Here is a 24,253-nt window from a genome sequence, read left to right on the forward strand (position 1 = left end):
AAGGTGCCCCGGCCTCAGTTCGAGCGCGCGATGCGCGCGAGGACGCCGTGGACGAACGCGCCGGAGTCCTCCGTGGAGAGCTCCTTGGCGAGCTCGACGGCCTCGTCGATCGCGACGGCGGTGGGGACGTCGTCGTTGTAGAGGATCTCCCACGTCCCGATGCGGAGGAGCGCACGGTCGACGGCGGGCATCCGGTCGATCTTCCAGTCACGGCTGTGCGTCGTGATCTGCTCGTCGATCTCGTCCCGGTGGTCGATGACGCCGTCGACGATGTCGCGCGCGTACAGCCACGACGCCTCGCGTGCGGGCTCGGCCGCGGCCCGCCGCGCCTCGGCGCCGAGGGTCGTCTCGATGGCGTCGCCTCGCACGTCGGAGGCGAAGAGGATGTCGAGGGCGCGCTTGCGCGCCTTGGTGCGTGCGCTCACTCGCGGGCTTCAGTCGTTGACGCGGCCGAGGTAGTCGCCCGTGCGGGTGTCGACCTTGACCTTCGTGCCGGTCTCGAGGAAGAGGGGCACCTGGATCTCGTAGCCGGTCTGCACCGTCGCGGGCTTGGTGCCGGCAGACGAGCGGTCGCCCTGGAGGCCCGGCTCGGTGTAGGTGATCTCGAGGACGACCGATGCGGGCATGTCGATGTAGAGCGGAAGGCCGTCGTGCAGCGCGATCGTCACGAGCTGGTTCTCGAGGAGGTAGTTGGCGGCGTCGCCGACGACGGCCTCCGACACGTTGATCTGGTCGTAGTCGGTCGCGTCCATGAAGACGAAGGACTCGCCGTCGTTGTAGAGGTACGTGAAGTCGCGGCGGTCGACGTTCTGGATGTCGACCTTCGCGCCGGCGTTGAAGGTGCGGTCGACGGTCTTGCCCGAGACGACGTTCTTCAGCTTGGTGCGCACGAACGCCCCGCCCTTGCCGGGCTTCACGTGCTGGAACTCCACCACGCTCCAGAGCTGTCCGTCGATGGAGAGAACGACGCCGTTCTTGATGTCTGCCGTGGAAGCCATATGCCTGTTCGGTCCGTTCGTGAGGATCGTTCGTATGAAGGTTCGGATGGCCCGCGCAGGGCCGAGAGAATATCCTACCGGCCCCCGCCTGTGGACACGATCCGGCCGGCGCTCTCCTCGGCGATCTCCTGGTACGCGGCGAAGAGGAGCGACTCGTCGGGCGCCTGCGTGACGGTGGGCTTCCCGATGTCGTCGAGGAGGACGAAGCGGAGCATCCCCGCCCGCGCCTTCTTGTCGCGCTGCATCGTGGCGAGCAGCTGCTGCCATGCGCCGGCGCGGTACGTGGTGGGGAGGCCGAGCGATTCGAGGATGGCGCGGTGGCGGTCGACGGCGGCGTCGGAGAGCCGGCCCGCGAGGCGCGACAGCTCGGCGGCGTACATCATGCCGATCGACACCGCTGCGCCGTGGCGCCAGCGGTAGCGCTCGGCGTGCTCGACGGCGTGCCCGAGGGTGTGGCCGTAGTTGAGCGTCTCGCGCACGCCCGACTCCCGGAAGTCCGCGCCGACGACGTCGGCCTTCATGCGGATGGCGAGCTCGATGCATCGGCGGAACTCGGGGGTCGCGGGGTCGACGGCGCGGGCGGGGTCGGCCTCGACGATGTCGAGGATCTCGGGGTAGCGGATGAAGCCGGCCTTCACGACCTCGGCGAACCCGGCCACCGCTTCGTTCCCGGGCAGCGTCGCGAGCAGCTCGAGGTCGCACAGCACCGCGCGCGGCGCCCAGAACGCGCCGACGAGGTTCTTCCCCTCGGCGGTGTTGATGCCGGTCTTGCCCCCGACGGCGGCGTCGACCATGCCGAGCACGGTCGTCGGCACCTGGACGACGTCGACGCCGCGCAGCCAGGTCGCCGCGACGAAGCCCGCGAGGTCGGTGACGGCGCCGCCGCCGAGTCCGACGACGGCGTCGGAGCGCGTGAAGTCGGCCTGCCCCATGATCTGCCAGCAGAACGCGGCCACCTCGACGCGCTTGGCCGACTCCGCGTCCGGCACCTCGGCGAGGAGGACCTCGCGCGTGCCGTCGGACATGAGCGACGAGCGCAGCGCATCGGCACGCGCGCCGAGCGACGGCTGGTGGACCACGAGCACCTTCTTCGCGGCGGGCGGCAGCGCGTCGGCGAGACGCCCGAGCACGCCGTGCCCGACGACGACGTCGTAGCCCGGCTGCCCCTCCACGCGGATCACGGTGTCGCTCATCGGTCCTCCTCCTGCGCCGCCTCCGGGCGCTCGTCGTCTTCGCCGCGCAGCCAGGCGACGATCCGGTCGACCGTGGCCTGCGTAGGGCCCTTCGACGTGTCGAAGGCGCGGTCGGCGACCTCCTCGTACAGGGCCGCGCGGGCATCGCGGATGCGGACCCATTCGGCGACGGGGTCGTCGCCCGCGTTCAGCAGGGGGCGCTTCTGGCCCCGGATGCGCGCCGCGATCGTCTTCTCGTCGACCGTGAGCAGCACGACGCGGTGGTCGCGCAGCAGCGCGCGCGTCTCCGCCGCGAGCACAGCTCCCCCGCCGAGCGCCACGACACCGCCGTCGGCGAGGGATCGCGCGACGGCATCGCGCTCGAGGGCGCGGAAGCGCTCCTCCCCCTCGCGCACGAAGATCTCGGCGATCGGACCGTGCGCGCGCACGATCTCGGAGTCGGTGTCGGTGAACGGCAGGCCGAGCGCACGCGCCACACGGCGCCCGAGGCTCGACTTGCCGGCGCCCATGGGGCCGACGAAGACGACGGCGCCCGCCGGTTCAGAGGTCGGCGTCATGCGCGAGCGCGTCGGCGGCCGTCCGCTGCGTGTCGGGGATGGCCTCGAGGTAGCCCTCCAGGTTGCGGCGCGTCTCGGCGACCGAGTCGCCGCCGAACTTCTCCAGCACGACCTCCGCGAGCACGATCGCCGTCATCGCCTCGGCGACGACGCCCGCAGCCGGGACGGCGCAGACGTCGGAGCGCTGGTGATGGGCCGAGGCCGTCTCGCCCGTGGCGACGTCGATCGTGCGCAGCGCATGCGGGACGGTCGCGATCGGCTTCATGCCCGCGCGCACGCGCAGCAGCGTCCCCGTGGACATTCCGCCCTCCGTGCCGCCCGCCTTGTCGGTGCCGCGCGCGATGCCGCCGTCCGTGGCGAACAGCTCGTCGTGCGCCTGCGATCCGCGGCGGCGCGTCGTCTCGAAGCCGTCGCCGACCTCGACGCCCTTGATCGCCTGGATGCTCATGAGCGCCTGGGCGAGCTTCGCGTCCAGACGGCGGTCCCACTGCACATGCGATCCCAGCCCAGGCGGCAGCCCGTAGGCGAGCACCTCGACGATGCCGCCGAGCGTGTCGCCGTCCTTCTTCGCGTCGTCGACCTCGGCGACCATCCGCTCGCTCGTCGCGGCGTCGAAGCACCGCAGCGGGTCGGCGTCGAGCAGCGCGACGTCGTCGGGGCCCGGCAGCGGCGCGTCGTCCGGCACGCGGACGGGGCCGATGGACAGCGTGTGGCTGACGAGGCGGATGCCGAGCTCGCCGAGGAAGGCGCGCGCCACGGCGCCGAGGGCGACGCGCGCCGCGGTCTCGCGGGCGCTCGCGCGCTCGAGGATCGGGCGCGACTCGTCGAAGCCGTACTTCTGCATGCCCACGAGATCGGCGTGCCCCGGTCGCGGGCGCGTGAGCGCCGCACCGCGCCCGCGCGACTTCTCCGTCAGCTCGACGGGCTCGGGGCTCATGACCTCGGTCCACTTCGGCCACTCGGTGTTGCCGATGCGCAGCGCGATGGGGCTCCCCATCGTGAGCCCGTGGCGGACACCGCCCGAGAGCGACAGCTCGTCCTGCTCGAACTTCATGCGCGACCCGCGGCCGTAACCGAGCTTGCGTCGCTGCAGATCGGCCTGGATGGCGGAGGCCGTGACGGGGACGCCGGCCGGGAGTCCCTCCATGATGGCGATGAGTTCGGGGCCGTGCGATTCGCCGGCGGTGAGCACGCGGAGCATGATGTCTAGTCTCCCATGAGCGCGGAGCGCATCGCGGCCACGACCGCCTCCTCGCCGGGCAGAGGCTCGTCGAGGCCCCCCGTCGTGAAGATGCGCACCTGCAGCACCGCCTGGTGCAGCAGCATGCCGAGCCCCGAGTGCGCGGCTCCGGGCCGCCATCGCGTCGCGAGGGCGGAGGGCCACGGCGAGTAGGCCACGTCGAAGAGCGCCCCTCCGACGTCCGCGAGGCGGTCCGCCGTGTCGTCGGGCAGGGCGGCGCCGCCCGGGAGGGTCGCGATCGTCAGGTCGACGGCGGCGTGGGCGGCGTCGAACGACGACACGCGGACGTCGACGCCCGCCCGCCCGCCGATCGCCACGAGGGGCTCGGCACGCTCGGGGGTGCGCGCGACGATGTCGACACGGCGGGCGCCGAGCTCGGAGAGCGCGACGAGCGCGGAGGCCGCCGTCGCCCCCGCGCCCGCGATGCGGGCGCGCTCCAGCTGGTCGATGCCGAGCTCGCCGAGCGCCCGCACGATGCCGCCGACATCCGTGTTGAACCCGACGGGCGATGCGCCGTCCCACTCGGCGATGCCGGGGAGATCACGCGACGGGGTGCCGAAGAACAGCGTGTTGACCGCTCCCGTGAGCTCTGCGCGCCGGCCGTGCCATCCGGCTGCGCGGAATGCGCGCTCCTTGAGCGGCATCGTCACCGCGAGACCGCGCACGCGCCCGAGGGCGCGTGCCAGACTCTCGTCGAAGAGGTCGCCGGTGACGCGGCGGCGCGCGAACTCCCAGTCCAGGCCCAGCAGCCGGTAGGCGGCGCCGTGCAGGTCGGGCGAGCGGCTGTGCGAGATGGGGTCGCCCCACACCTCGAGGAGAGCGTCACTCACAGTAGACCGCGTTCTCCTCGCTCGCTCGGCACCACTCCTGCAGCTGGGCCACGGCCGCCTCGTGCTCTGCGAGGGTGTCGGAGAACACCGTCTCGCCCGTGGCGAGATTGATCGGCACGAAGTAGAGCCACGAGCCTTCTGCCGGCGAGATGGCGGCCTCGATGGCCGCCTCGCCGGGCAGGCCGATCGGCCCCACCGGCAGCCCCTCGTGCACGTACGTGTTGTAGGGGTTCGACGCGTCGGCGCGCTGCTCGTCCGTCGTCCAGACCGTGTGCGTGCTGTCGGCGCCGTAGGCGACCGTGGCGTCGGACTGCAGGAGCATGCCCTGCTCGACGCGGTTGGAGAACACGCGGGCGATGCGCGCCATGTCGTCCTCGCCTCCGGACTCCCGCTGCACGAGCGCGGCCATCGTGAGGATCTCGAAGCGGTCCTCCTCCGCGACGCCGAGCGCATCGAGGCGCTCGAACGTCTCGTCGACGAGCGTGCGGATCACGTCGTCCGCTGTCGCCTCCGGGTCGAACGTGTAGGTCGCGGGGAAGAGGTAGCCCTCGATGCTCGGAGCCTCCGCCGGGATGCCGAAGCGGGAGTAGTCCGCCGCCGCGGCCTGCAGCTCCTCGAGCGGGATGTCGGTGACCTCCGCGATGCTCGCGAGCGCATCGGCGGCGAAGCTCCCCTCCGTGATGAGGACGGTGTTCTCGAGCCGGTTGGCGTCGTCGCCCAGCGCCGCCAGCGCCGCCTCCGACGTCATGCGCTGCTGCAGCTGGAACACCCCGGGGAAGAACGTCCCCTCGTCGCCCGTCTCGATGAGATAGCGGTAGAACGAGTCCGGCTCCAGGGTGACGCCGGCGTCGTAGAGGCTCTGCGAGATCGTCTCCCCGGTGTCGCCGTCGGAGATCGTGACGAGGGCCTCGCCCGTCGCCTCGCCCTCCTCGTAGTCGTGCGGTCCGTCCCATCCGAGGAAGGCGGAGATGCGCTCGCCGTAGGTGCTCCACACGTAGGCGCCCCCCGCGACGACCCCGCCCACGAGGGCGAGCACGATGACGAGGGAGATGAGGCAGCCGAGCTTCGATCCACGGCGCTTCGCCGGCCGCGCGTCGATTTGACCGGGCGCGAAGAGGTCGTCGAGCCCGGGGGCGGCCCGCGTCCCCCGAGGCGCGGAGGCGGCGCCATCCCGCGGGGCGGCGCCGTGCGCGTCGTGCGCGGCGGCACCGTGCGCGGCGACCTCGTGTCCGGGGGCCTCGTGCGCGACGGCATCGTGGACGTCGCGCGCCGCGGCGCTCGGGAGCGTCCGGCGGGCCTGCGCGGCCATCTCGCGCTCGCGCAGCTCGCGACGCGTCAGGCCTCGGGGATCGGGGGTCTCGGGCATGCGGGGGCTACTCCAAACCGGTGCCGAGGGGGATCCCGGGTGCGATCCCCGTCTGCTTCTCCGTGTCGACCGCGTGCTGCAGCAGCACCACGGCGGCGACCTGGTCGACAATGCTACGCGACCCCTTCTGGCGCCGCCCCGACTGCCGGAGCGCGGCGTGCGCGGTCACGGTGCTGAGACGCTCGTCCACGAGCCGCACGGGCGCGGGCTGCGCGCCCGCGAGCTCGGCCGCGAACATCCGCGCGTCCGTCGTCGACGGCGTGTCCTCGCCGCGCATGTTGACGGGCAGGCCGACGACGATCTCGATCGGGTCGTGCTCGGCCGCGAGGGCCACGAGCCGCGCGATCGACGCATCGTCGCGCGGCACCGTCTCGACGGGGACGGCGAGCATCCCGTCGGCATCGCAGCGCGCGACGCCGACGCGGGCCCTGCCCACGTCGACGCCGAGCCGGACTCCGCGCCGGAAGCCCGTCACGCAGCGCTCACGGCGGCGCGCACGGCGTCGAGCGCTGCCGGGATGGCCGTGGCGTCGGCTCCCCCGCCCTGCGCCATGTCGTCGCGTCCGCCGCCGCCACCGCCGAGCGCCGCGGCGGCGGCCTTGGCGAGCACGCCCGCCTTGACGCCTGCGCCGCGCGCCGCCTCGTTCGTGGCGGCGATGACGACGGGGCGCCCGCCGATCTCGGCGGCGAGGGCCACGACGGACGCCTCGCTGCCGAGGCGCTCGCGCACCGACGTGACGAGGGAGCGGACGTCGTCCTGCGATCCGACGGCTCCCACGTCCTGCACCACGAGGCGCACGGCGCCCGCTCGCTCCGCCGTCTCGGCGAGGGCGGGCACACGCTCGGCGAGCGCCTTGGCCTCGAACTGGGCGATGCGCTTCTCCGCCGCCTTGAGGCCGGCCGCGAGCTCGGTCACGCGCGCGGCCAGCTGGTCCTTGGGGGTCTTGAGCGCCGCCGTGAGCTCGCTCACGAGCGCGCGCTCGGCCGTCAGCTCCCGGAAGGCGTCGAGGCCGACGAGGGCCTCCACGCGGCGATTCGAGGCCCCCACCGACGACTCCCCCGTGATCGAGATGAGCCCGATCTCCGCCGAGGTCGCGACGTGCGTGCCGCCGCAGAGCTCGCGCGACCACGGACCGCCGATGTCGACCATCCGCACCGTCTCGCCGTACTTCTCCCCGAAGAGCGCCATCGCGCCCGCCGCCTTCGCGTCGTCGAGCGACAGCACGCGCGTCGACACCTCGAGGTTGTCGCGCACCGCGTTGTTGGCGATCTCCTCGATCTCGCTGCGCGTGGCGGCGCTGAGCGCCTGACTCCAGGTGAAGTCGAAGCGCAGGTAGCCGGCACGGTTGAGCGAGCCCGCCTGCGTCGCGCCAGAGCCGAGCGTGTCGCGCAGGGCGGCGTGGACGAGGTGGGTGGCGGAGTGCGCCTGCGTGGCGGACCGGCGGTTCGCGGCGTCGACGATCGTCGTCGCGGGCTGGTCGACCGCCACCTCGCCTCGCACGACCTCGACGGTGTGGCTGACGAGTCCCGGCACGGGGCGCTGCACGTCGAGCACCTCGAGCTCGTAGCCGGGGCCGACGATGGTGCCCTTGTCGGCCACCTGGCCGCCCGACTCGGCGTACAGCGACGTCTCGGCAAGGATCACCTCGGCGATCTGCCCCTCGGAGGCGCGGCCAGCGGAGACCCCGTCGACGAGCACGCCGAGGACGCGCGACGGCGTCTCGAGATCGGTGTACCCCGTGAAGACCGTCTCCCCGAGCGCGCGGAAGTCGCGGTAGACGCCGACATCGGCGATCGCGCGCTTGCGCGAGCGCGCGTCGGCCTTGGCGCGAAGACGCTGCTCCTGCATGAGCGTGTCGAACGCGTCGCGATCCACGCCGATGCCCGCCTCCTCGGCGATCTCGAGCGTGAGGTCGATGGGGAACCCGTACGTGTCGTGGAGGAGGAACGCCTCGGAGCCCTGAAGCGTGGTCCCGCCCTCGGCCCTCGTCCTCTCCACGGCCGTGTCGAGGATCGTCGACCCCGCCGTGAGCGTGCGCAGGAAGGTCTCCTCCTCCGCGAACGCGTACGACGAGATGCGCTGCCAGTCGCTCTCCACCTCCGGGTAGCCCGCCTTCATGGCATCGCGGGAAGCCTCGAAGAGGGCGGGGAACGTCGCCTCCTCGACGCCGAGCAGGCGCATCGAGCGGACGGTGCGCCGCATGAGACGGCGCAGGATGTAGCCGCGCCCCTCGTTCGACGGCGTGACGCCGTCGGAGAGGAGCATGAGCGACGAGCGCACGTGGTCGGCGATCACGCGGAAGCGCACGTCGTCCTCGTGCACGGCGCCGTAGCGGCGGCCCGACAACTCGACCGCGCGATCGAGCACGGGGCGCACCTGGTCGGTCTCGTACATGTTCTCGACGCCCTGCTTGATGAAGGCGACGCGCTCGAGGCCCATGCCGGTGTCGATGTTCTTCTTCGGCAGCTCTCCGACGATGTCGAACTCGGTCTTCGACCGCACGTTCGTGATCGCGTTCTGCATGAACACGAGGTTCCAGATCTCGAGGAAGCGGTTGTCGTCGACGGCGGGGCCCCCGTCGGGCCCGTACGCCGGACCGCGGTCGAAGTAGATCTCGGAGCAGGGGCCGGCAGGCCCCGGCTGACCGGTCGTCCAGAAGTTGTCGGCCCTGCCCATCCGCTGGATGCGCGAGGCGGGGAGACCGGCGATCTTCTGCCACAGGCCGGCGGCCTCGTCGTCGTCCTCGTACACGGTCACCCACAGGTCGCGCTCCGCGAACCCGAGGCCGCCGTCGGACTCGTTCGACGTGAGCAGCTCCCAGGCGTAGGCGATGGCGCCTTCCTTGAAGTAGTCGCCGAACGACCAGTTCCCGAGCATCTGGAAGAACGTGCCGTGACGCGCGGTCTTCCCGACCTCCTCGATGTCGTTCGTGCGGATGCACTTCTGCACGTCGGCCGCGCGCGGGAACGGAGCCGGGACCACCCCCGTGAGGTACGGGATGAACGGCACCATTCCGGCGATCGTGAACATGATCGACGGGTCATCGCTCACGAGCGACGCCGAGGGGACGATGGTGTGGTCGTTCTTCTCGAAGTAGTCGAGGTAGCGCTGCGCGATCTCCGCGGTCTTCATGAGGTGGGGGTTCGTCCTTGCTGGTGCGTGCGGGAGCCGCCGCCATCCGGCGGCGTCCCCGCGTACGAAGGGGTCTCGGGGGCCTGTCGGCTCAGGCGGTCTCGGTGTCGGAGGGGCCGCGACGGGCGTCCTCCTCGTGGTACGCGTCGGTCATGCGGTCGGCGAACTCCTCGATGCGCGCATCGATCGACGCGAGCAGCTCGTGGCCGCGCGGATCCTTGTTCAGGAAGTGCGCGGCGACGAATCCGCCCACGATGCCGAGCAGGAACCACAGCAGCTTCTTCATGTCCATCCGTCCTCGCGCCGAACGCCGGGGCCGCGCGGAGGCACGGCGTCCGTCCATCCTAGTCGCCGCGCCGCGGGGGTACGCGAGAGGGCGCCGGGGCCGAAGCCCCGACGCCCTCCGGACGCGGCTGGATCAGCGCGCGGCGTAGTACTCGACGACGAGCTGCACGTCGCAGGTGACGGGCACCTCGACGCGCTTCGGGCGACGCACGAGCTTCGCCTGGAGCTTGTCGAGCTCGACCTCGAGGTAGCCGGGAACGGGCGGCAGGACCTCGGCGTGACCGCCGGCGGCTGCGACCTGGAAGGGCTCGAGGCCCTCGCTCTTGGCCTTGATCTCGATGGTCTGACCCGGCTTCACGCGGAACGACGGGCGGTCGACGATCTTGCCGTCGACGAGGATGTGGCGGTGCACCACGAACTGGCGGGCCTGCGCGGTCGTGCGGGCGAAGCCCGAACGCAGCACGAGCGCGTCGAGACGCATCTCGAGCAGCTCGACGAGGTTCTCACCGGTGAGGCCGTCCTGACGACGGGCCTCGTTGAACGCGATGCGCAGCTGCTTCTCGCGGATGCCGTACTGCTCGCGCAGACGCTGCTTCTCACGCAGACGGACGGCGTAGTCGCTGTCGGCCTTGCGCTTGGTGCGGCCGTGCTGGCCGGGGCCGTAGGGGCGCTTCTCGAGGTAGCGCGCGGCCTTCGGGGTGAGCGCGACGCCGAGCGCGCGCGAGAGGCGGACCTTACGGCGGTCCTGCGACTTGGTGACCATGGTTTCCTTTCGACGTGGCCGCGACGATCGCGGACACACGGACGTACATCGACCTTCTCCCGTTGGAGGGGCGTACGCCGAACTGCCCGGGGGAACTGCGAAGGGGGATGTGCTCGGATTTCGAGCCGCTCCATCCTATCAGTTCCGGTCAGCCCTCGAGGATGCGTCGGATGCGCTCGAGGCGCGCGGCCACCTCGCGCTCGCCGCCGTGCGTCGTGGGCGTGTAGTAGCGGCGTCCGGCGAGCTCGTCGGGGAGGTACTGCTGCGGGACGACGCCCACGTCGCTGTCATGCGGGTAGAGATAGCCCTTGCCGTGCCCGAGGCGCTTGGCACCCGCGTAGTGCGCGTCGCGCAGATGCTTCGGGACGGGGCCCATGCGCCCGGCCTTCACGTCGGCGATGGCGGCGTCGATCGCGACGTACGCGGCGTTCGACTTGGGGGCCGTCGCGAGGTACAGGGTCGCCTCGGCGAGCGGGATGCGCCCCTCCGGCATCCCGATGAAGGCGACGGCGTCGGCCGCCGCCACCGCGATCTGGAGGGCGCGCGGGTCGGCCAGGCCGATGTCCTCCGCGGCGTGGACGACGAGGCGCCGGGCGATGAACCGCGCGTCCTCCCCCGCCTCGATCATGCGCGCGAGGTAGTGCACGGCGGCATCGGGATCCGAGCCGCGGATCGACTTGATGAAGGCGCTGATGACGTCGTAGTGCTCGTCGCCCTGCCGGTCGTAGCGGAGGAGCGCGCGGTCGACGGCCTGCGCGACGTGCTCGGCGGTCACGACGGGAGCGTCGTCGCCGTCGCCCGCCTCCGACGCCGCGACGCCCGCACTCGCCTCGAGCGCCGTGAGCGCGCGGCGCGCATCGCCCGACGCGAGCTGGATGAGCGCGGCGCGCGCCTCGGCGGAGAGCGCGACGGCGTCCCCGAGTCCGCGGACGTCGGACACCGCCCGGTCGATGAGAGCGCCCAGGTCGCCGTCGGTGAGCGGCTGCAGGGTGAGGAGGAGGGAGCGCGACAGCAGCGGCGAGATGATCGAGAACGACGGGTTCTCCGTCGTGGCGGCGATGAGGATGACCCACCCGTTCTCGACACCGGGAAGGAGGGCGTCCTGCTGCGCCTTCGTGAAACGGTGGATCTCGTCGAGGAAGAGGATGGTCGAGGTGCCGTAGAGATCGCGCTGGTCGAGCGCCTCCTTCATCACCTCGCGGACGTCCTTCACTCCCGCCGTGATGGCCGACAGCTCGACGAAGCGCCGCCCCGAGGAGCGCGCGATCGCCTGCGCGAGCGTCGTCTTCCCCGTCCCGGGCGGGCCCCACAGGATGACCGACACCGTGCCGGGCTTCGCGCCGTTCGCGTCCGCGAGCGCCACGATGGGCGATCCGGGGCGGAGCAGGTGGCCCTGGCCCGCGACCTCGTCGAGGGAGGTCGGCCGCATCCGCACGGCGAGCGGCGTCTGCCCCTGGAAGAGGGCGGAAGGCGAGGTCATCCCTCCAGGCTAACGGCGGCGGCCGACACCCGACCGTGCACGGGCGCAGCGCGGCGGATTGGGCGTCCGGCGCATCGCGGCGTAGTCTCGGGGGCGGCTCAGACCCTGGAGCGAAGGAGAGTCCGTGGCCACCGGCAAGAACCGCGCCGAGCGCGAGGCGCGCGAGCGCGCACGCGTCTACGAGGCCCGCACCCGGCTGCACGACGCCCGGATCGCCCGCCGGCGACGCGACAACGTCGTCGGAGTGTCGATCGCCGTGGCGGTCATCGCGCTCGCGATCGCGGGTCAGGTGCTGTTCTACTCGGTCGGGCCCGGCGTGCCGGAGCCGACGGTCACCCCCACGCCCACGGAGTCGACGGCGCCTGCACCGCTGCTGCCGTCGGACGACCCCGCCGCGACGCCGGTCCCCACGGAGACGCCGGTCCCGACGGAGACGCCGGAGGGCTGACGCGGCGACCCGGCGCGTGCGAGCCGTACTAGGCTGGGCGCGTCCTGTCCCCCTCCCGCGGTCGCCCGCGCAAGGAGATTCCCGTGTCGATTCCCGAGCACACCCCCGAGACCGACTCCGCCGCATCCGCCGATGCCGTGACGGAGAAGACCATCGCCGACAGCGCCGTCGTCGAGGACGGCCAGGTGGCCGCGCCGCAGACCGCGGACTCCGCCGCGGAGGCGGTCGCGCCGGACGCCGAGGAGCCGGCTCCCGCCGAGGATGTCGCTCCGGCCGAGGAGACGAGCCCCGCCGAGGACACCGCCCCCGCCGACGACGTCGCGCCGGCCGAGGAGACCGCGCCCGTCGAGGAGCCGGCTCCCGCCGAGGATGTCGCTCCGGCCGAGGAGACGAGCCCCGCCGAGGACACCGCCCCCGCCGACGACGTCGCGCCGGTCGAGGAGACCGCGCCCGTCGAGGAAGCGGCTGACGCAGAGGTGGCGAGCCCGGCCGAGGAGACCACCGCTGCCGAGGAGGCGGCTGGCGCAGACGAGGCCGCGGTCGCCGCGCCGGTCGAGCCCGGTGCCGTCGTCATCGAGCAGGAGTGGGCCCAGGTCACCGAGAACGGCGTCGTGTCGGTGCGCGAGGGCGAGACGTGGCGCGTCGTGGGCGACTACCCCGACGGCACGCCCCAGGAGGCGCTGGAGTACTTCGCCCGCAAGTTCGCCGACCTCGAGTTCAAGGTCGCCACGCTCGAGCAGCGCCGCACGCGCGGCGGCGCATCCGCCAGCGACCTCCGCGGTCAGGCCGGACGCCTCCAGAAGGATGTCGTGGGTGCCGCCGCCGTCGGCGACCTGAAGGCGCTCGAGCAGCGGCTCACGGCGCTCGTCGAGGCTCTCGCCGAGGCCACGGCCGAGGAGGCCGCAGCGGCACGCGCCGCCGTCGACGCCGCCATCGTCGAGCGGACCACGATCGTCGAGAAGGCCGAGGCTCTCGCAGCCCGCGACCCGCAGCAGGTGCAGTGGAAGCAGGCCACGGCCGAGCTGTCCGAGCTCTTCGCGGCATGGCAGACGCATCAGCAGACCGGCCCCCGCCTCCCGAAGGCGCAGGCGCAGGCGCTCTGGAAGCGCTTCCGCGACGCCCGCTCGACGGTCGAGCGCCACCGCCGTGCGTTCTTCGCCGAGCTCGACGAGGTCCACAAGGCTGCGCGCGACGTGAAGAACCGCCTCATCGAGCGCGCGGAGGCCCTCGCTCCGAAGGGCGAGGACGGCATCCCCTCCTATCGGGCCCTCCTCGACGAGTGGAAGCGAGCCGGACGCGCTGGGCGCAAGGCCGACGACGCGCTGTGGGCCCGATTCAAGGCCGCCGGCGATGCGCTCTACCAGGCGCGCACCGAGCGCGACGCGGCCGAGCAGGCCGAGTCGGCGCCGCGCATCGAGGCGCGCAAGGCGCTCCTCGAGGAGGCCGCCGTCGTTCCGGACACGAAGGACCTCTCGGAGGCGCGCCGACTGCTCACGGGTATCCAGCGTCGCTGGGACGAGGTCGGCCGCATCTTCCCGCGCGACGTGGAGCGCGGTCTCGACGACCAGCTGCGCCGCATCGAGCAGGAGCTCAAGCAGCGCGAGGACGCCGACTGGAAGCGCAACAACCCCGAGACGAAGGCGCGCGCCAACGACCTCGGCGGGCAGCTCCGCGACGCGATCGAGAAGCTGCAGGACGAGCTCGCCGCCGCGGAGGCGAAGGGCGATAAGCGCGCCATCGCCGACGCCAAGGAGGCGCTGGACGCCCGTCAGGCCTGGCTGCGCGCCATCGGCGGCTGACAGCACGCGGACGGGACGAGGCGGGGCGCCCACGGCTCCCCGCCTCATCCCGTCTCCACAGGCATCCCCGCCACCCCGACACGGCTGCCACACTGGCGGCATGCCGGCCATCCCCGTCTATCATCCCGGCGACCGCCTGTCGCTCGCCGAGCTGACGGCGGCGCGCATCGACGGCGAGGTGGTGGCTCTCGGGGCGTGCTTCCTGCCCGCCGACGCCGCGGCGCCGCCCGCCACCCGCGCCGCGAGCATCGCGCCCCTCATCGGGCCGAGCTATGCGTTCGTGCGACGCACGGCGGCATGGATCCACGGCGCCTGCGAGCAGCTCGACGAGCCGATCGATGTGCAGCGCGCCGTGCCGGCCATGACGACGAGGATCGTCGACCGCGCCGTGAGGTACCACGACCAGGAGCTGCCGTCCGCGGACGCCGTCCTGCTCGGAGGATGCCGGGTCTCGTCACCCGCTCGCACGCTCGCCGATCTCGCGCGGCTCGCCGTGCAGCCCGGCGCCGACCCGTCCGGCACGGCGCGCGACGCCGCGGCGCTGCTCGCCCGCGACGAGCGCACGCGAGCCGCCGCGATCGCGTGGTTCGCCGACCACCGACGGCGCCCGCACGCCGTCGCGGCGCTCGCGCTGCTGCGTCGTCAGGACGACGTCACACGGTAGACGTCGTACACGCCGTCGATGCGGCGCACCGCGTTGAGCACGCGGTCGAGGTGCACCGTGTCACCCATCTCGAACACGTACCGCGAGATCGCCAGGCGCTCCCGCGTCGTGGAGACGTTCGCCGAGAGGATGTTGACGTGGTGCTCGCTCAGCACGCGCGTGATGTCGGAGAGCAGGCCGCCGCGGTCGAGCGCCTCGACCTGGATCTGCACGAGGAACACGCTCTTCGTCGTCGGCGCCCACTCGACCTCGATCATGCGATCGGGGTTCTGCGTGAGCGACGCGACGTTCGTGCAGTCGGCGCGGTGCACCGACACGCCCTGACCGCGCGTGATGAAGCCGACGATCGGGTCGCCCGGCACGGGCGTGCAGCATTTCGCGAGCTTGACGAGGATGTCGTCGGCGCCCCGCACGAGCACGCCGGAGTCACCGCCGCGGATCTTGCGCTGGGACGCCGTCGGCGGCAGGTCGAGGGGCCCGGTCGCGGGCTCCGCCGTGTGGTGGAGCGCCTGCACCTTCTCGAGCACGGACTGCGTCGACACGTGGCCTTCGCCCACCGCGGCGTAGAGCCCCGACACGTCGTCGAGGCGCAGCTGGTGCGCGACCTCGGCGAGCGAGTCCTTGAGATTCTGCAGCGGCATGTTCTGGCGGCGCATCGCGCGCGCGATCGCCTCCTTGCCCTGCTCGATGGCCTCCTCGCGGCGCTCCTTCGTGAACCATCCGCGGATCTTGTTGCGCGCCCGGGAGCTCTGCACGAAGCCGAGCCAGTCCTGACTGGGGCCCGCGTCGGGGTTCTTCGACGTGAACACCTCGACGACGTCGCCGGAGTTGAGCTGCGAGTCGAGCGGGACGAGGCGCCCGTTCACCTTCGCGCCCATCGTGCGATGGCCGATCTCGGTGTGCACGGCGTAGGCGAAGTCGACGGGCGTCGCCCCCGCAGGCAGGCCGATCACCCGGCCCTTGGGCGTGAAGACGTAGACCTCCTTCGCGCCGATCTCGAAGCGCAGCGAGTCGAGGAACTCCCCGGGGTCCTTCGTCTCGGCCTGCCAGTCGCTCAGGCGCGCGACCCAGGCCATGTCGGTGTCGGACAGCCGCTCGTCGACCTGGCCGGCGGCCATCCGCTCCTTGTACTTCCAGTGCGCAGCGACGCCGTACTCGGCCTGCTGGTGCATCTCCTGGGTGCGGATCTGGATCTCGACCGTGCGGCCGCCCGGGCCGATCACCGTCGTGTGCAGAGAGCGGTAGAGGTTGAACTTGGGCGTCGCGATGTAGTCCTTGAAGCGGCCGGGGAGAGGCGTCCACCGCGCGTGGATGGCTCCCAGCACGGCGTAGCAGTCGCGCACGCTCGCGACGATGACGCGGATGCCGATGAGGTCGTAGATGTCGTCGAACTCGCGCCCGCGCACGACCATCTTCTGGTAGACGGAGTACAGCTGCTTGGGTCGACCGGAGACGCTGCCGCGGATGCGCAGCTCGTGCAGATCGAGCATGACGTCGTCGATGACGCGCTGCACGTACTGCTCGCGCTGCGGCGTCCGCTGCTTCACGAGCGAGTCGATCTCGTTGTAGATCTTGGGGTACAGCACCGCGAAGGAGAGGTCCTCGAGCTCCGACTTGATCGCCTGGATCCCCAGTCGATGGGCGAGCGGCGCGTAGATCTCGAGGGTCTCGGTCGCCTTCTTCTTCGCCTTCTCCGGGGGGACGAATCCCCAGGTCCGGGCGTTGTGCAGGCGGTCGGCGAGCTTGATGACGAGCACGCGGATGTCCTTCGACATCGCGACGATCATCTTGCGGACGGTCTCGGCCTGCGCGCTCTCGCCGTACTTGACCTTGTCGAGCTTCGTGACGCCGTCGACGAGCAGGGCGACCTCGTCCCCGAACTCCGCGCGCAGGTCCTCGAGCGGGTAGCCGGTGTCCTCGACGGTGTCGTGGAGGAGCGCCGCGGCGATCGCCTTGGGACCGAGACCGAGATCGGCGAGGATCTCCGCGACGGCGAGGGGATGGGTGATGTACGGCTCGCCGCTCTGCCGCTTCTGACCCCGGTGCTTCTCCTCGGCGACCTGGTAGGCGCGCTCGATGATCGCGATGTCTCCGCGCGGGTGGTTCGCGCGGACGGACGAGAGGAGCTTCGACAGATCGGCGTAGCGAGGCGCTCGGGAGAAGATCCGGGGCACGAGCCGGCGCAGGCTCGTCGGGCTCGCCACGCTGTCCGCCATCGGTCTCCTCCCCCGCCCGCCGGGCGTGGACATCATCCTACGCCCGCCGGGCACGAGCGCCGCGCGGCGGCCGCCGTCACCCCCGCGCCTCGATGACGCGGGCGTCGCGCTGCGCGATCGCCGGCTCCTTCTCGCGCATGAGGGCGTAGAGCGGCGCCGACACGAACAGCGTCGAGTACGTCGCGACGAGGATGCCCACGAAGATCGACAGCGAGATGTCGGAGAGGGTCTCCGCGCCCAGCCAGAACACGCCGATGAAGAGGATGGCCGCCACGGGCAGGGCAGCGACGATCGACGTGTTGATCGAGCGGATGAGCGTCTGGTTGACGCCGAGGTTGACGGACTCCCCGAACGTCCGACCCGTGATCTCGCCGTCCTCCGCGGTGTTCTCGCGGATCTTGTCGAACACGACCGTGGTGTCGTACAGCGAGTAGCCGAGGATCGTGAGGAAGCCGATGACGGCCGCTGGCGAGATCTCGAAGCCGGCGAGCGAGTAGATGCCCACCGTGATCACGAGCACGTCGAGGAGGCCGACGATCGCCGCGACCGACATCTTCCAGGTGCGGAAGTAGATCGCGAGGATCACGAACGTGAGCACGAGGAAGACCCCGAGGCCCCACAGAGACTGGCGCGTGACGTCGGCGCCCCAGGTGGGCCCGATGAAGGAGTCGGTCACCTCGCTCGCATCGACGCCGTACGCCTCGGCGAGGGCGGCCGACACCTGGCGCGTCTCGTCCTCGGACATCTGCGAGGTCTGGACGCGGATGTCGGTTCCGCCCACGACCGTGACCTTCGCCTCGGCGTCGCCGTCGACCGTGTGCACGGCGTCGGTCGCGATCGCCTGGTCGGTCGAGGACGGCGCCGAGACCGTGAACTGCGAACCGCCCGTGAACTCGATCGAGAGCTCGATGCCGCGCACGAAGGGCGCGAGGACGGACACCGCCACGAGGGCGATCGCGATGAGGAACCACAGCTTGCGGCGGGCGACGAACGGGACCGACGCCTTGCCCGTGTAGAGGTCGTTGCCCCACTGAGCCATCGAGCGCATCAGACGTTCTCCTCCTTGCCGGACCGCTCGCTGGCTGCGCGCTCGGCTTCCTTCCGTTCCGCGATGGTCTGGCGGCGCTCCGCCTCGCCGCGGGCGCGCGTCGCCTTCGCTCCCGCTGCCACCGGCTGGCGGAACTGCGCACGGCCCCGGTACACGGCGCCGAGCGCCTCGGGGTCGAGGCCGGAGAGCGGATGGCCGCCGCCGAAGAAGCGCGTGCGCGCGAGCAGCTGCATGACGGGGTGCGTGAAGATGACGAAGATCAGGACGTCGAGCACCGTCGTGAGGCCGAGCGTGAACGCGAAGCCCTTCACGGTCGCGTCGGCGAGGATGTACAGCACCACGGCGGCGAGGATGTTGATCGACTTCGAGATGTAGATGGTGCGCTTCGCGCGCGCCCATCCATCCTCGACCGCCCCCGTGATCGTCTTGCCGTCGCGCAGCTCGTCTCGGATGCGCTCGAAGTACACGATGAACGAGTCGGCTGTGAAGCCGATCGTCACGATGAGGCCCGCGACGCCGGCGAGGGAGAGCCGGTAGCCGAGTCGCCACGACAGGATGCACAGCAGGATGTACGTGAGCACGGCCATCACCGCGAGCGACGCGATGATGACGAAGCCCAGCGCGCGATAGCTGATGAGCACGACGTAGAGCGCGACGAGCCCGAGGCCGATGAGGCCCGCGACGAGGCCGATCTGCAGCTGCTGCGATCCGAGCGTCGCCGAGATCGTGTCGGACGACACGACCTCGAAGCTGATGGGCAGGGCGCCGAACTTCAGCTGGTCGGCGAGCGTCTGCGCCGTGTCCTGCGTGATGCCGGCGCCCGAGATGCTCGGGCGGCCGTCGGTGATGACGGCATCCATGGTGGGAGCCGACACGACGTCGCCGTCGAGGACGAACGCGAACATGTTGTACGGCTCGGTCTGGCCGTAGAGCTGCTGGCTGACCGTCGCGAACTCGTCCGTGCCCTCGCCGTCGAACCGCAGCTGCACGGCCCACTGGCCGTTCTGCTGGTCGACGACGGCCTGCGCGTCGGAGATCGAGGAGCCGTCCATCTCGACCGGCCCGAGCAGGTACTTCGCCGTGCCGGAGGCGTCGCACGCGATGAGGGGCTCGCTCGCGGGCACGTCCGACTGGTCGGTCGGGTTCGCGCAGTCGTACGCGAGGAACTCGGCCGACAGCGCCTCGGTGATCCAGTTCGGGTCGTTTCCTGCCGTGGGCTCGATCGTCGGGGTCGCGTTGAGCGACGGGTCGGGGCTCGGGTAGGGCGTCGACTCGCCGTCCTCGCCGACGAAGGTGTTCGCCGCCTGGGTCGCGTAGAGGACCTTGCGCAGCTGCAGCTGGGCCGTCGACTGGATGCGCTCGCGCGTCTGCTCGTCCGCTTCGCCGGGGATCTGGACGACGATGTTGTCCGATCCCTGCGTCGTCACCTCGGCCTCGGCGACGCCGGACGCGTCGACGCGCTCGCGGATGATGGCGATCGCCTGCTGCATCTGCTCGGCCGACGGCGCGGCGCCGTCGGTCTGCGCCTCCAGCACGATCTGGGTGCCGCCCTGCAGGTCGAGGGCGAGCTCGGGCACCCACGAGCTGCCCTTCGTGGCGTAGACGCCGATGGCGTTGATGCCGAACAGGACGGCCGCGATGGCCAGGAGTCCGATGAGGGCGCGCGAGGCTCTGCGCACAGGGGAGGATGTCGCCACGTGACGTCAGCTTTCGAGACGGCCGGCCGGCCAGCGGAGGGAGGGTGTCAGTTCTTGGACTTGTCGTCGCCGGGGAGCTCGTCCACGTCGGCACCGTTGAGCGTGTAGCCGCGCGGACCCTCGTCGGTCGTCGGGCGCTCCACGTCGGGGCCCTCGAACGCGGCGTCGTCCTCGATCGTCTCCTCGACGGACTCGTCCTCGGACGCCGTCTCGACGGCCTCGGGGGCGAGGTCGAGCGCCTGCGCGTGCACCTCGATGACGACGCCGGGGGCGATCTCGAGCTCGGCGGGCTTCGTGAGGTCGTCGGCGTCGAAGGCCACGATGGTGCCGAACAGGCCGCTGCGCGTCATGACCCGTGCGCCGGGGACCATGAGCAGGTTGCGGCGCTCCTGCTCCTCCTTCATCTTCTTGGTGCGGCGACGGGAGCTGATGAACATGAACACCAGCAGCGCGGCCAGGACGACGAGGAGGAGGATATCCATGGAGGGGGCGCCTTTCGGACGTGCACGAGCCGTCATCGGCCCTTCGGGATGCGCGCCGGAGAGCCCGACGCGAAGTCTTCAGCGATTATAGGTCATCGAGTTTCAGCGGCGTCTGCCCGTGCGCGCCGTGGGCGACGCCGAGGTGCGCATAGGCCTCCGGCATCGCGATGCGGCCGCGGGGCGTGCGGCCCATGAACCCGATGCGCACGAGATAGGGCTCCACGACGCTCTCGACGGTGTCCGCCTCCTCGCCGACCGACACCGCGAGCGTGCCGAGCCCCACGGGCCCGCCCCGGAACCGTCGGACGAGGGCATCGAGGACGGCGCGGTCGAGGCGGTCGAGGCCGATCGCGTCGACGTCGTACAGCTCGAGCGCGGCGCGCACGTCGGCCATCCCCGGCGCGGCGCCGCCGGCGTGGACGAGCGCGTAGTCGCGCACGCGGCGCAGCAGCCGGTTCGCGATGCGCGGCGTGCCGCGTGAGCGCCGCGCGATCTCCTCCCGTTGCGGTCCCGCGAGATCCATCCCGATGACGCGTGCGGAGCGCGCGATGACCTGCTCGAGCTCCTCGGCGTCGTAGTACTCGAGGTGCGCGGTGAACCCGAAGCGGTCGCGAAGCGGGTTCGGGAGGAGTCCGGACCGGGTCGTGGCGCCGACGAGGGTGAACGGCGCGAGGTCGAGCGGGATGCTCGTGGCGCCGGCGCCCTTCCCGACCATGATGTCGATGCGGAAGTCCTCCATCGCGAGGTACAGCATCTCCTCGGCCGTGCGGGCCATCCGGTGGATCTCGTCGATGAAGAGCACCTCGCCCGGCATGAGGCTCGACAGCAGGGCGGCGAGGTCGCCTGCGTGCTGGATGGCCGGGCCGCTCGACATCCGCAGGGGCCGGCCGCTCTCGTGCGCGACGATCATCGCGAGCGTCGTCTTGCCGAGACCGGGAGGACCCGCGAGGAGGATGTGGTCGGCGGGGCGCTCCTGGATGCGGGCCGCCTCGAGGAGGAGCTGCAGCTGACCGCGCACCTTGTGCTGGCCGACGAACTCGTCGAGGCTCGACGGGCGGAGCGCCCCCTCGATCGCGAGCTCGGTGTCGTCGGCCGGCTGGGGCGCCACCTCCCGGTCAGACACGCGCGCCTCCGCCGAGCGCAGGGCCGAGCGCGGCGAGCGTGAGCCTCAGCAGCCCCTGCACGGACGAGCGGTCGGCGTCGGATGCGTTCTCCGCGGCAGCGGCGACCGCCTCCGCAGCCACGCGCTCCGGCCATCCGAGGCCCGCGACCGCCTGCGCGACCTGGGCGACGACGTCGGGCGCGGCCCCCGGCACGGCGCGTACCGCCGACGGGGCCGGCGGCGCGAGCCTGCCCTGCAGCTGCACGGCGATGAGCTTCGCGGTCTTGGGGCCGATCCCGGACACCTTTCGGAACGGCTTGTCGTCCTCGTCGGCGACCGCCTGCGCGATCTGGTCGATCGTCAGCGACGACAGCACTCCGAGCGCGGACTTGGGGCCGACGCCCGAGACGCCGAGCAGCACGCCGAAGACGTCGAGCTCGTCGCGGGACGCGAATCCGAACAGCGACAGCGCGTCCTCCCGCACGACGAGATGCGTGTGGAGGAGCAGCTCCTCCCCCGCTCGGGCGGTGCGGGCGACGTCGACGGGCACCGCGACCGAGAAGCCGACGCCGCCGACCTCCAGGATGACGCTGTCGGAGCCGGCATGCAGCACGACGCCGCGCAGGGAGGAGATCATGCCTCCAGCCTACGGGAGCGATCGTACCTATGTTCGACCGACACGCTCAGCGGGCGGGGGCGCGGCGTCCGCGCTTCTCCGCCTCCGCCCACGCACGCTGCGCCGGGGTGAGGGTGCCGCCCGCCGAGGACGGCACGGGAGCCCCTCGCCAGGCGTGGCAGAGGGCGAGGGCGAGGGCGTCTGCGGCATCCGCTGGCTTGGGGAGGGCATCGAGGCGCAGGACGCGCGCGACCATGGTCTGCACCTGCAGCTTGTCCGCTGAGCCGTAGCCGGTGATGGCCGCCTTCACCTCGCTCGGCGTGTGGGTTGCGGTCTCGAGCCCGGCCTCCGCCGCGAGCATGAGCGCGACGCCCGAGGCCTGCGCCGTGCCCATGACGGTAGACAGGTTCTGCTGCGCGAAGACCCGCTCGACCGCCACGACCTCCGGCGCATGCTCGGTGATGACGGCGCGGATGCCGCGCGCGATCGTCGCCAGCCGCTCCGCGACGGGCGCATCCACGGGCGAGCGGATGACGCCGACGTGCACGAGCGACGCCGAGCGGTCGCGGCGCACGTCGACGACCCCCACGCCGCAGCGAGTGAGGCCGGGATCGATGCCGAGGACGCGCATGTCCCCCACGCTACGCGGAGCGCCGCCGACGCCGCGGAGGCGCGGCGGGAGGTGCGGCGGCGGGCGCGGCGGTGGCGCGGCGGGAGGTGCGGGGGGGGGGGAGCCACGGCGGCGCAGCGGGAGGCGGGGCGGGAGGTGCGGCGGCGGGCGCGGCGGTGGCGCGGCGGGAGGTGCGGCGGCGGGGCGGCGACGGCGGGCGTGCTGCGGCGGCGGGCGCGGGACCCGGCTCACGGCGGTGCACGCTGTGCATGGTGGTGCGTTCCGTGCACGGCGGTGCATGTCCCACACGCACCGCAGCGCACCACCTGCACCGCCGCGCAGAGCACGCACCGCCGCGCAGAGCACGCACCGCCGCGCGGGACACGCCCGGGACAAGCGGCCGGCTCGGTCTCACGGCCACAGGCACGCGCGGCCGCTATCTCCGGCGGCCGAGCACCGTGCGGACACCCGCCAGCAGTGCGTCGCGCGGGGCGGACCGCTGCACGACACCCGCAGCGCTGAGCGTGCGCATGAGCTTCTGCGGTTCCGCGACCTCCGCCCATCCCCACCGCGCCATGCTCGCGATCTCGCGAAGCTGTCGCTCGCGCTTCTTCTCGGCGCGGATGGCCTCCACCGCGTCGCCGAACTCCCCTCGGTACTTGATCACGCCATCCGCCTCTCCGATGACGTTCGCGTCGCGCCACAGCATGTCGACGCGCGCCTCTCCGTCTTCGAGGAGGAACGTCACCTGCAGCTCGGGCTCGTCGAATCCGCACCAGACGATCACGCACCGGCTGACCGATTCCAGCACCGTCTCCGCAAGCGGTCGGGCGAGGCGGATGGCCTCGTCCGCCTTCGCGCGCCCGCGCACGCGGGTGCGTGCGGCGTTCACGTCGAGCAGCGCCTGCGCACCCTGCGGATCGACATCGCGCAGGTAGGCGTCGCAGGCGGCGACACCGGCGAGGGGATGACGGAGGCGGGCGATGTCGACCGCCGTGTCGATCGGCGCCACGACGCGGATGCCGGCGACCTCGATCACCTCGCGTCGATCGGCGCATCGGTGCGTGTGCACGCCGCCGCTGACCCGGGTCGTGAGGTGGTCGCCGATGACGTGCACCTCGTTGGGAGCGCCGATCACAGGCGACCCGAACACGCTCGACGCCGATTCGAGGCAGAGGACGGCATCCGGTCGCATGCGGGTCACGGCATGCACCCGGGCGCGATAGCGGTCCCATGGCGGCAGCTGCTCCCATGCCGCGGAATCCGCGTAGACGCCCCGCATCACGCGCACGACCTCCCCGCGTCGCGCGGCCGCATCGAGGCGCACCGCCGAGTCGCGTTGGATCAGCAGCGGGATCGGCGACGGGAGCACCGGCGGGTCGAAGCGGCGAGCCATACCCCACAGGCTGACGCGCTGGGAGCCGCGCGGGGCGGCGACCACACGCATGTGGACACGACGCGCCGGCGAGTGCGCCCTGTGCACATGCCGACGCCAGCAGGCGCCCTCCACGGGCCGGCATCACGTCGAGGCGGGCGCACGCCACCGGTGCAAGCCACGCACGCCGGTGCGTGCTGTGCACGCCGATGCCGAGCGCACACGCACCCCCGCGCACAACACGCACCGCCGCCCACAACACGCACCGCCGCGCACAGGGTGCACCGCGGCCGCGCACCCCCACGCACCCCGCGCACAGCACGCCGAGGGCCCCGGAGCGCGTCGCGAGACG

Annotated in this window: 23 protein-coding genes; 3 read left to right on the forward strand and 20 right to left on the reverse strand. The window is 72.1% G+C overall.

The features are described 5' to 3' along the window. Nucleotides 1-14: 14 nt before the first annotated feature. From nusB to ACWGPF_RS05890, 12 genes are all read right to left on the reverse strand, one after another. On the reverse strand, nt 15-425 hold the full coding sequence (gene nusB / locus ACWGPF_RS05835; RefSeq protein WP_345435466.1) for a transcription antitermination factor NusB: 411 nt from the start codon (nt 423-425) through the stop codon (nt 15-17). 9 nt (nt 426-434) lie between these two features. Then, the gene (gene efp, locus ACWGPF_RS05840; RefSeq protein ID WP_345435464.1) at nt 435-998 is read right to left on the reverse strand and encodes an elongation factor P; all 564 of its coding nucleotides are present in this window, start codon (nt 996-998) and stop codon (nt 435-437) included. Nucleotides 999-1,072: 74 nt separating this feature from the next. Continuing rightward, nucleotides 1,073-2,191 carry a 3-dehydroquinate synthase gene (aroB, locus tag ACWGPF_RS05845; RefSeq protein WP_452331924.1) on the reverse strand — a complete coding sequence of 373 codons (1,119 nt, stop codon included), beginning with the start codon at nt 2,189-2,191 and terminating at the stop codon, nt 1,073-1,075. After that, on the reverse strand, nt 2,188-2,748 hold the full coding sequence (locus ACWGPF_RS05850; protein ID WP_452331925.1) for a shikimate kinase: 561 nt from the start codon (nt 2,746-2,748) through the stop codon (nt 2,188-2,190). Before ACWGPF_RS05850 ends, aroB begins: the two co-directional genes overlap by 4 nt. Beyond that, nucleotides 2,732-3,949, reverse strand: coding sequence for a chorismate synthase (aroC, locus tag ACWGPF_RS05855; protein ID WP_452331926.1), 1,218 nt, complete (start codon nt 3,947-3,949; stop codon nt 2,732-2,734). Before aroC ends, ACWGPF_RS05850 begins: the two co-directional genes overlap by 17 nt. 5 nt (nt 3,950-3,954) lie before the next feature. After that, nucleotides 3,955-4,818, reverse strand: a complete 864-nt coding sequence (locus ACWGPF_RS05860) for a shikimate dehydrogenase family protein (RefSeq protein WP_452331927.1) — start codon at nt 4,816-4,818, stop codon at nt 3,955-3,957. Then, nucleotides 4,811-6,184, reverse strand: coding sequence for an endolytic transglycosylase MltG (mltG, locus tag ACWGPF_RS05865; RefSeq protein ID WP_452331928.1), 1,374 nt, complete (start codon nt 6,182-6,184; stop codon nt 4,811-4,813). The genes ACWGPF_RS05860 and mltG overlap by 8 nt, the downstream gene beginning before the upstream one ends. A gap of 7 nt (nt 6,185-6,191) precedes the next feature. Continuing rightward, the gene (gene ruvX / locus ACWGPF_RS05870; RefSeq protein ID WP_452331929.1) at nt 6,192-6,659 is read right to left on the reverse strand and encodes a Holliday junction resolvase RuvX; all 468 of its coding nucleotides are present in this window, start codon (nt 6,657-6,659) and stop codon (nt 6,192-6,194) included. Beyond that, complete coding sequence (gene alaS / locus ACWGPF_RS05875) at nt 6,656-9,316, reverse strand: alanine--tRNA ligase (protein WP_452331930.1); 2,661 nt, start codon at nt 9,314-9,316, stop codon at nt 6,656-6,658. The genes ruvX and alaS overlap by 4 nt, the downstream gene beginning before the upstream one ends. A 91-nt stretch (nt 9,317-9,407) precedes the next feature. Continuing rightward, the gene (locus ACWGPF_RS05880) at nt 9,408-9,602 is read right to left on the reverse strand and encodes a hypothetical protein (RefSeq protein WP_452331931.1); all 195 of its coding nucleotides are present in this window, start codon (nt 9,600-9,602) and stop codon (nt 9,408-9,410) included. A gap of 132 nt (nt 9,603-9,734) precedes the next feature. Next, nucleotides 9,735-10,364 carry a 30S ribosomal protein S4 gene (rpsD, locus tag ACWGPF_RS05885; protein ID WP_345435447.1) on the reverse strand — a complete coding sequence of 210 codons (630 nt, stop codon included), beginning with the start codon at nt 10,362-10,364 and terminating at the stop codon, nt 9,735-9,737. A gap of 148 nt (nt 10,365-10,512) precedes the next feature. Then, a complete protein-coding gene (locus ACWGPF_RS05890; RefSeq protein ID WP_452331932.1) occupies nt 10,513-11,844 on the reverse strand; it encodes a replication-associated recombination protein A in 1,332 nt (443 codons plus the stop codon). Between the two features lie 124 nt (nt 11,845-11,968). Here ACWGPF_RS05890 and ACWGPF_RS05895 point away from each other — a divergent pair, with 124 nt between their 5' ends. From ACWGPF_RS05895 to ACWGPF_RS05905, 3 genes are all read left to right on the forward strand, one after another. Further along, on the forward strand, nt 11,969-12,292 hold the full coding sequence (locus ACWGPF_RS05895; RefSeq protein WP_452331933.1) for a dioxygenase: 324 nt from the start codon (nt 11,969-11,971) through the stop codon (nt 12,290-12,292). Nucleotides 12,293-12,375: 83 nt separating this feature from the next. Further along, nucleotides 12,376-14,091 (forward strand): DUF349 domain-containing protein, encoded by a 1,716-nt coding sequence (locus ACWGPF_RS05900; protein WP_452331934.1) that lies wholly within the window; start codon nt 12,376-12,378, stop codon nt 14,089-14,091. Between the two features lie 100 nt (nt 14,092-14,191). Next, nucleotides 14,192-14,755 (forward strand): SAM-dependent methyltransferase, encoded by a 564-nt coding sequence (locus ACWGPF_RS05905; protein WP_452331935.1) that lies wholly within the window; start codon nt 14,192-14,194, stop codon nt 14,753-14,755. Here ACWGPF_RS05905 and ACWGPF_RS05910 read toward each other — a convergent pair. From ACWGPF_RS05910 to ACWGPF_RS05945, 8 genes are all read right to left on the reverse strand, one after another. After that, complete coding sequence (locus ACWGPF_RS05910) at nt 14,734-16,971, reverse strand: RelA/SpoT family protein (protein ID WP_452331936.1); 2,238 nt, start codon at nt 16,969-16,971, stop codon at nt 14,734-14,736. The genes ACWGPF_RS05905 and ACWGPF_RS05910 overlap by 22 nt on opposite strands. A 76-nt stretch (nt 16,972-17,047) precedes the next feature. Then, the gene (gene secF / locus ACWGPF_RS05915) at nt 17,048-18,019 is read right to left on the reverse strand and encodes a protein translocase subunit SecF (protein ID WP_452331937.1); all 972 of its coding nucleotides are present in this window, start codon (nt 18,017-18,019) and stop codon (nt 17,048-17,050) included. Next, on the reverse strand, nt 18,019-19,716 hold the full coding sequence (gene secD / locus ACWGPF_RS05920; protein WP_452331938.1) for a protein translocase subunit SecD: 1,698 nt from the start codon (nt 19,714-19,716) through the stop codon (nt 18,019-18,021). The genes secF and secD overlap by 1 nt, the downstream gene beginning before the upstream one ends. 47 nt (nt 19,717-19,763) lie before the next feature. Further along, nucleotides 19,764-20,198 (reverse strand): preprotein translocase subunit YajC, encoded by a 435-nt coding sequence (locus tag ACWGPF_RS05925; RefSeq protein ID WP_452331939.1) that lies wholly within the window; start codon nt 20,196-20,198, stop codon nt 19,764-19,766. Between the two features lie 85 nt (nt 20,199-20,283). Then, nucleotides 20,284-21,321: a Holliday junction branch migration DNA helicase RuvB gene (gene ruvB, locus ACWGPF_RS05930; RefSeq protein WP_345435426.1), complete on the reverse strand. Its 1,038-nt coding sequence runs from the start codon at nt 21,319-21,321 to the stop codon at nt 20,284-20,286. Next, entirely contained in the window at nt 21,314-21,937 is a 624-nt protein-coding gene (gene ruvA / locus ACWGPF_RS05935) for a Holliday junction branch migration protein RuvA (RefSeq protein ID WP_452331940.1), read from the reverse strand. The genes ruvB and ruvA overlap by 8 nt, the downstream gene beginning before the upstream one ends. Nucleotides 21,938-21,983: 46 nt before the next feature. Then, nucleotides 21,984-22,547, reverse strand: a complete 564-nt coding sequence (gene ruvC / locus ACWGPF_RS05940) for a crossover junction endodeoxyribonuclease RuvC (RefSeq protein WP_452331941.1) — start codon at nt 22,545-22,547, stop codon at nt 21,984-21,986. A 415-nt stretch (nt 22,548-22,962) separates the two neighbouring features. After that, complete coding sequence (locus tag ACWGPF_RS05945; RefSeq protein ID WP_452331942.1) at nt 22,963-23,922, reverse strand: hypothetical protein; 960 nt, start codon at nt 23,920-23,922, stop codon at nt 22,963-22,965. Between the last annotated feature and the right edge of the window lie 331 nt (nt 23,923-24,253).

The sequence above is a fragment of the Microbacterium sp. NPDC055683 genome, from assembly GCF_053617895.1.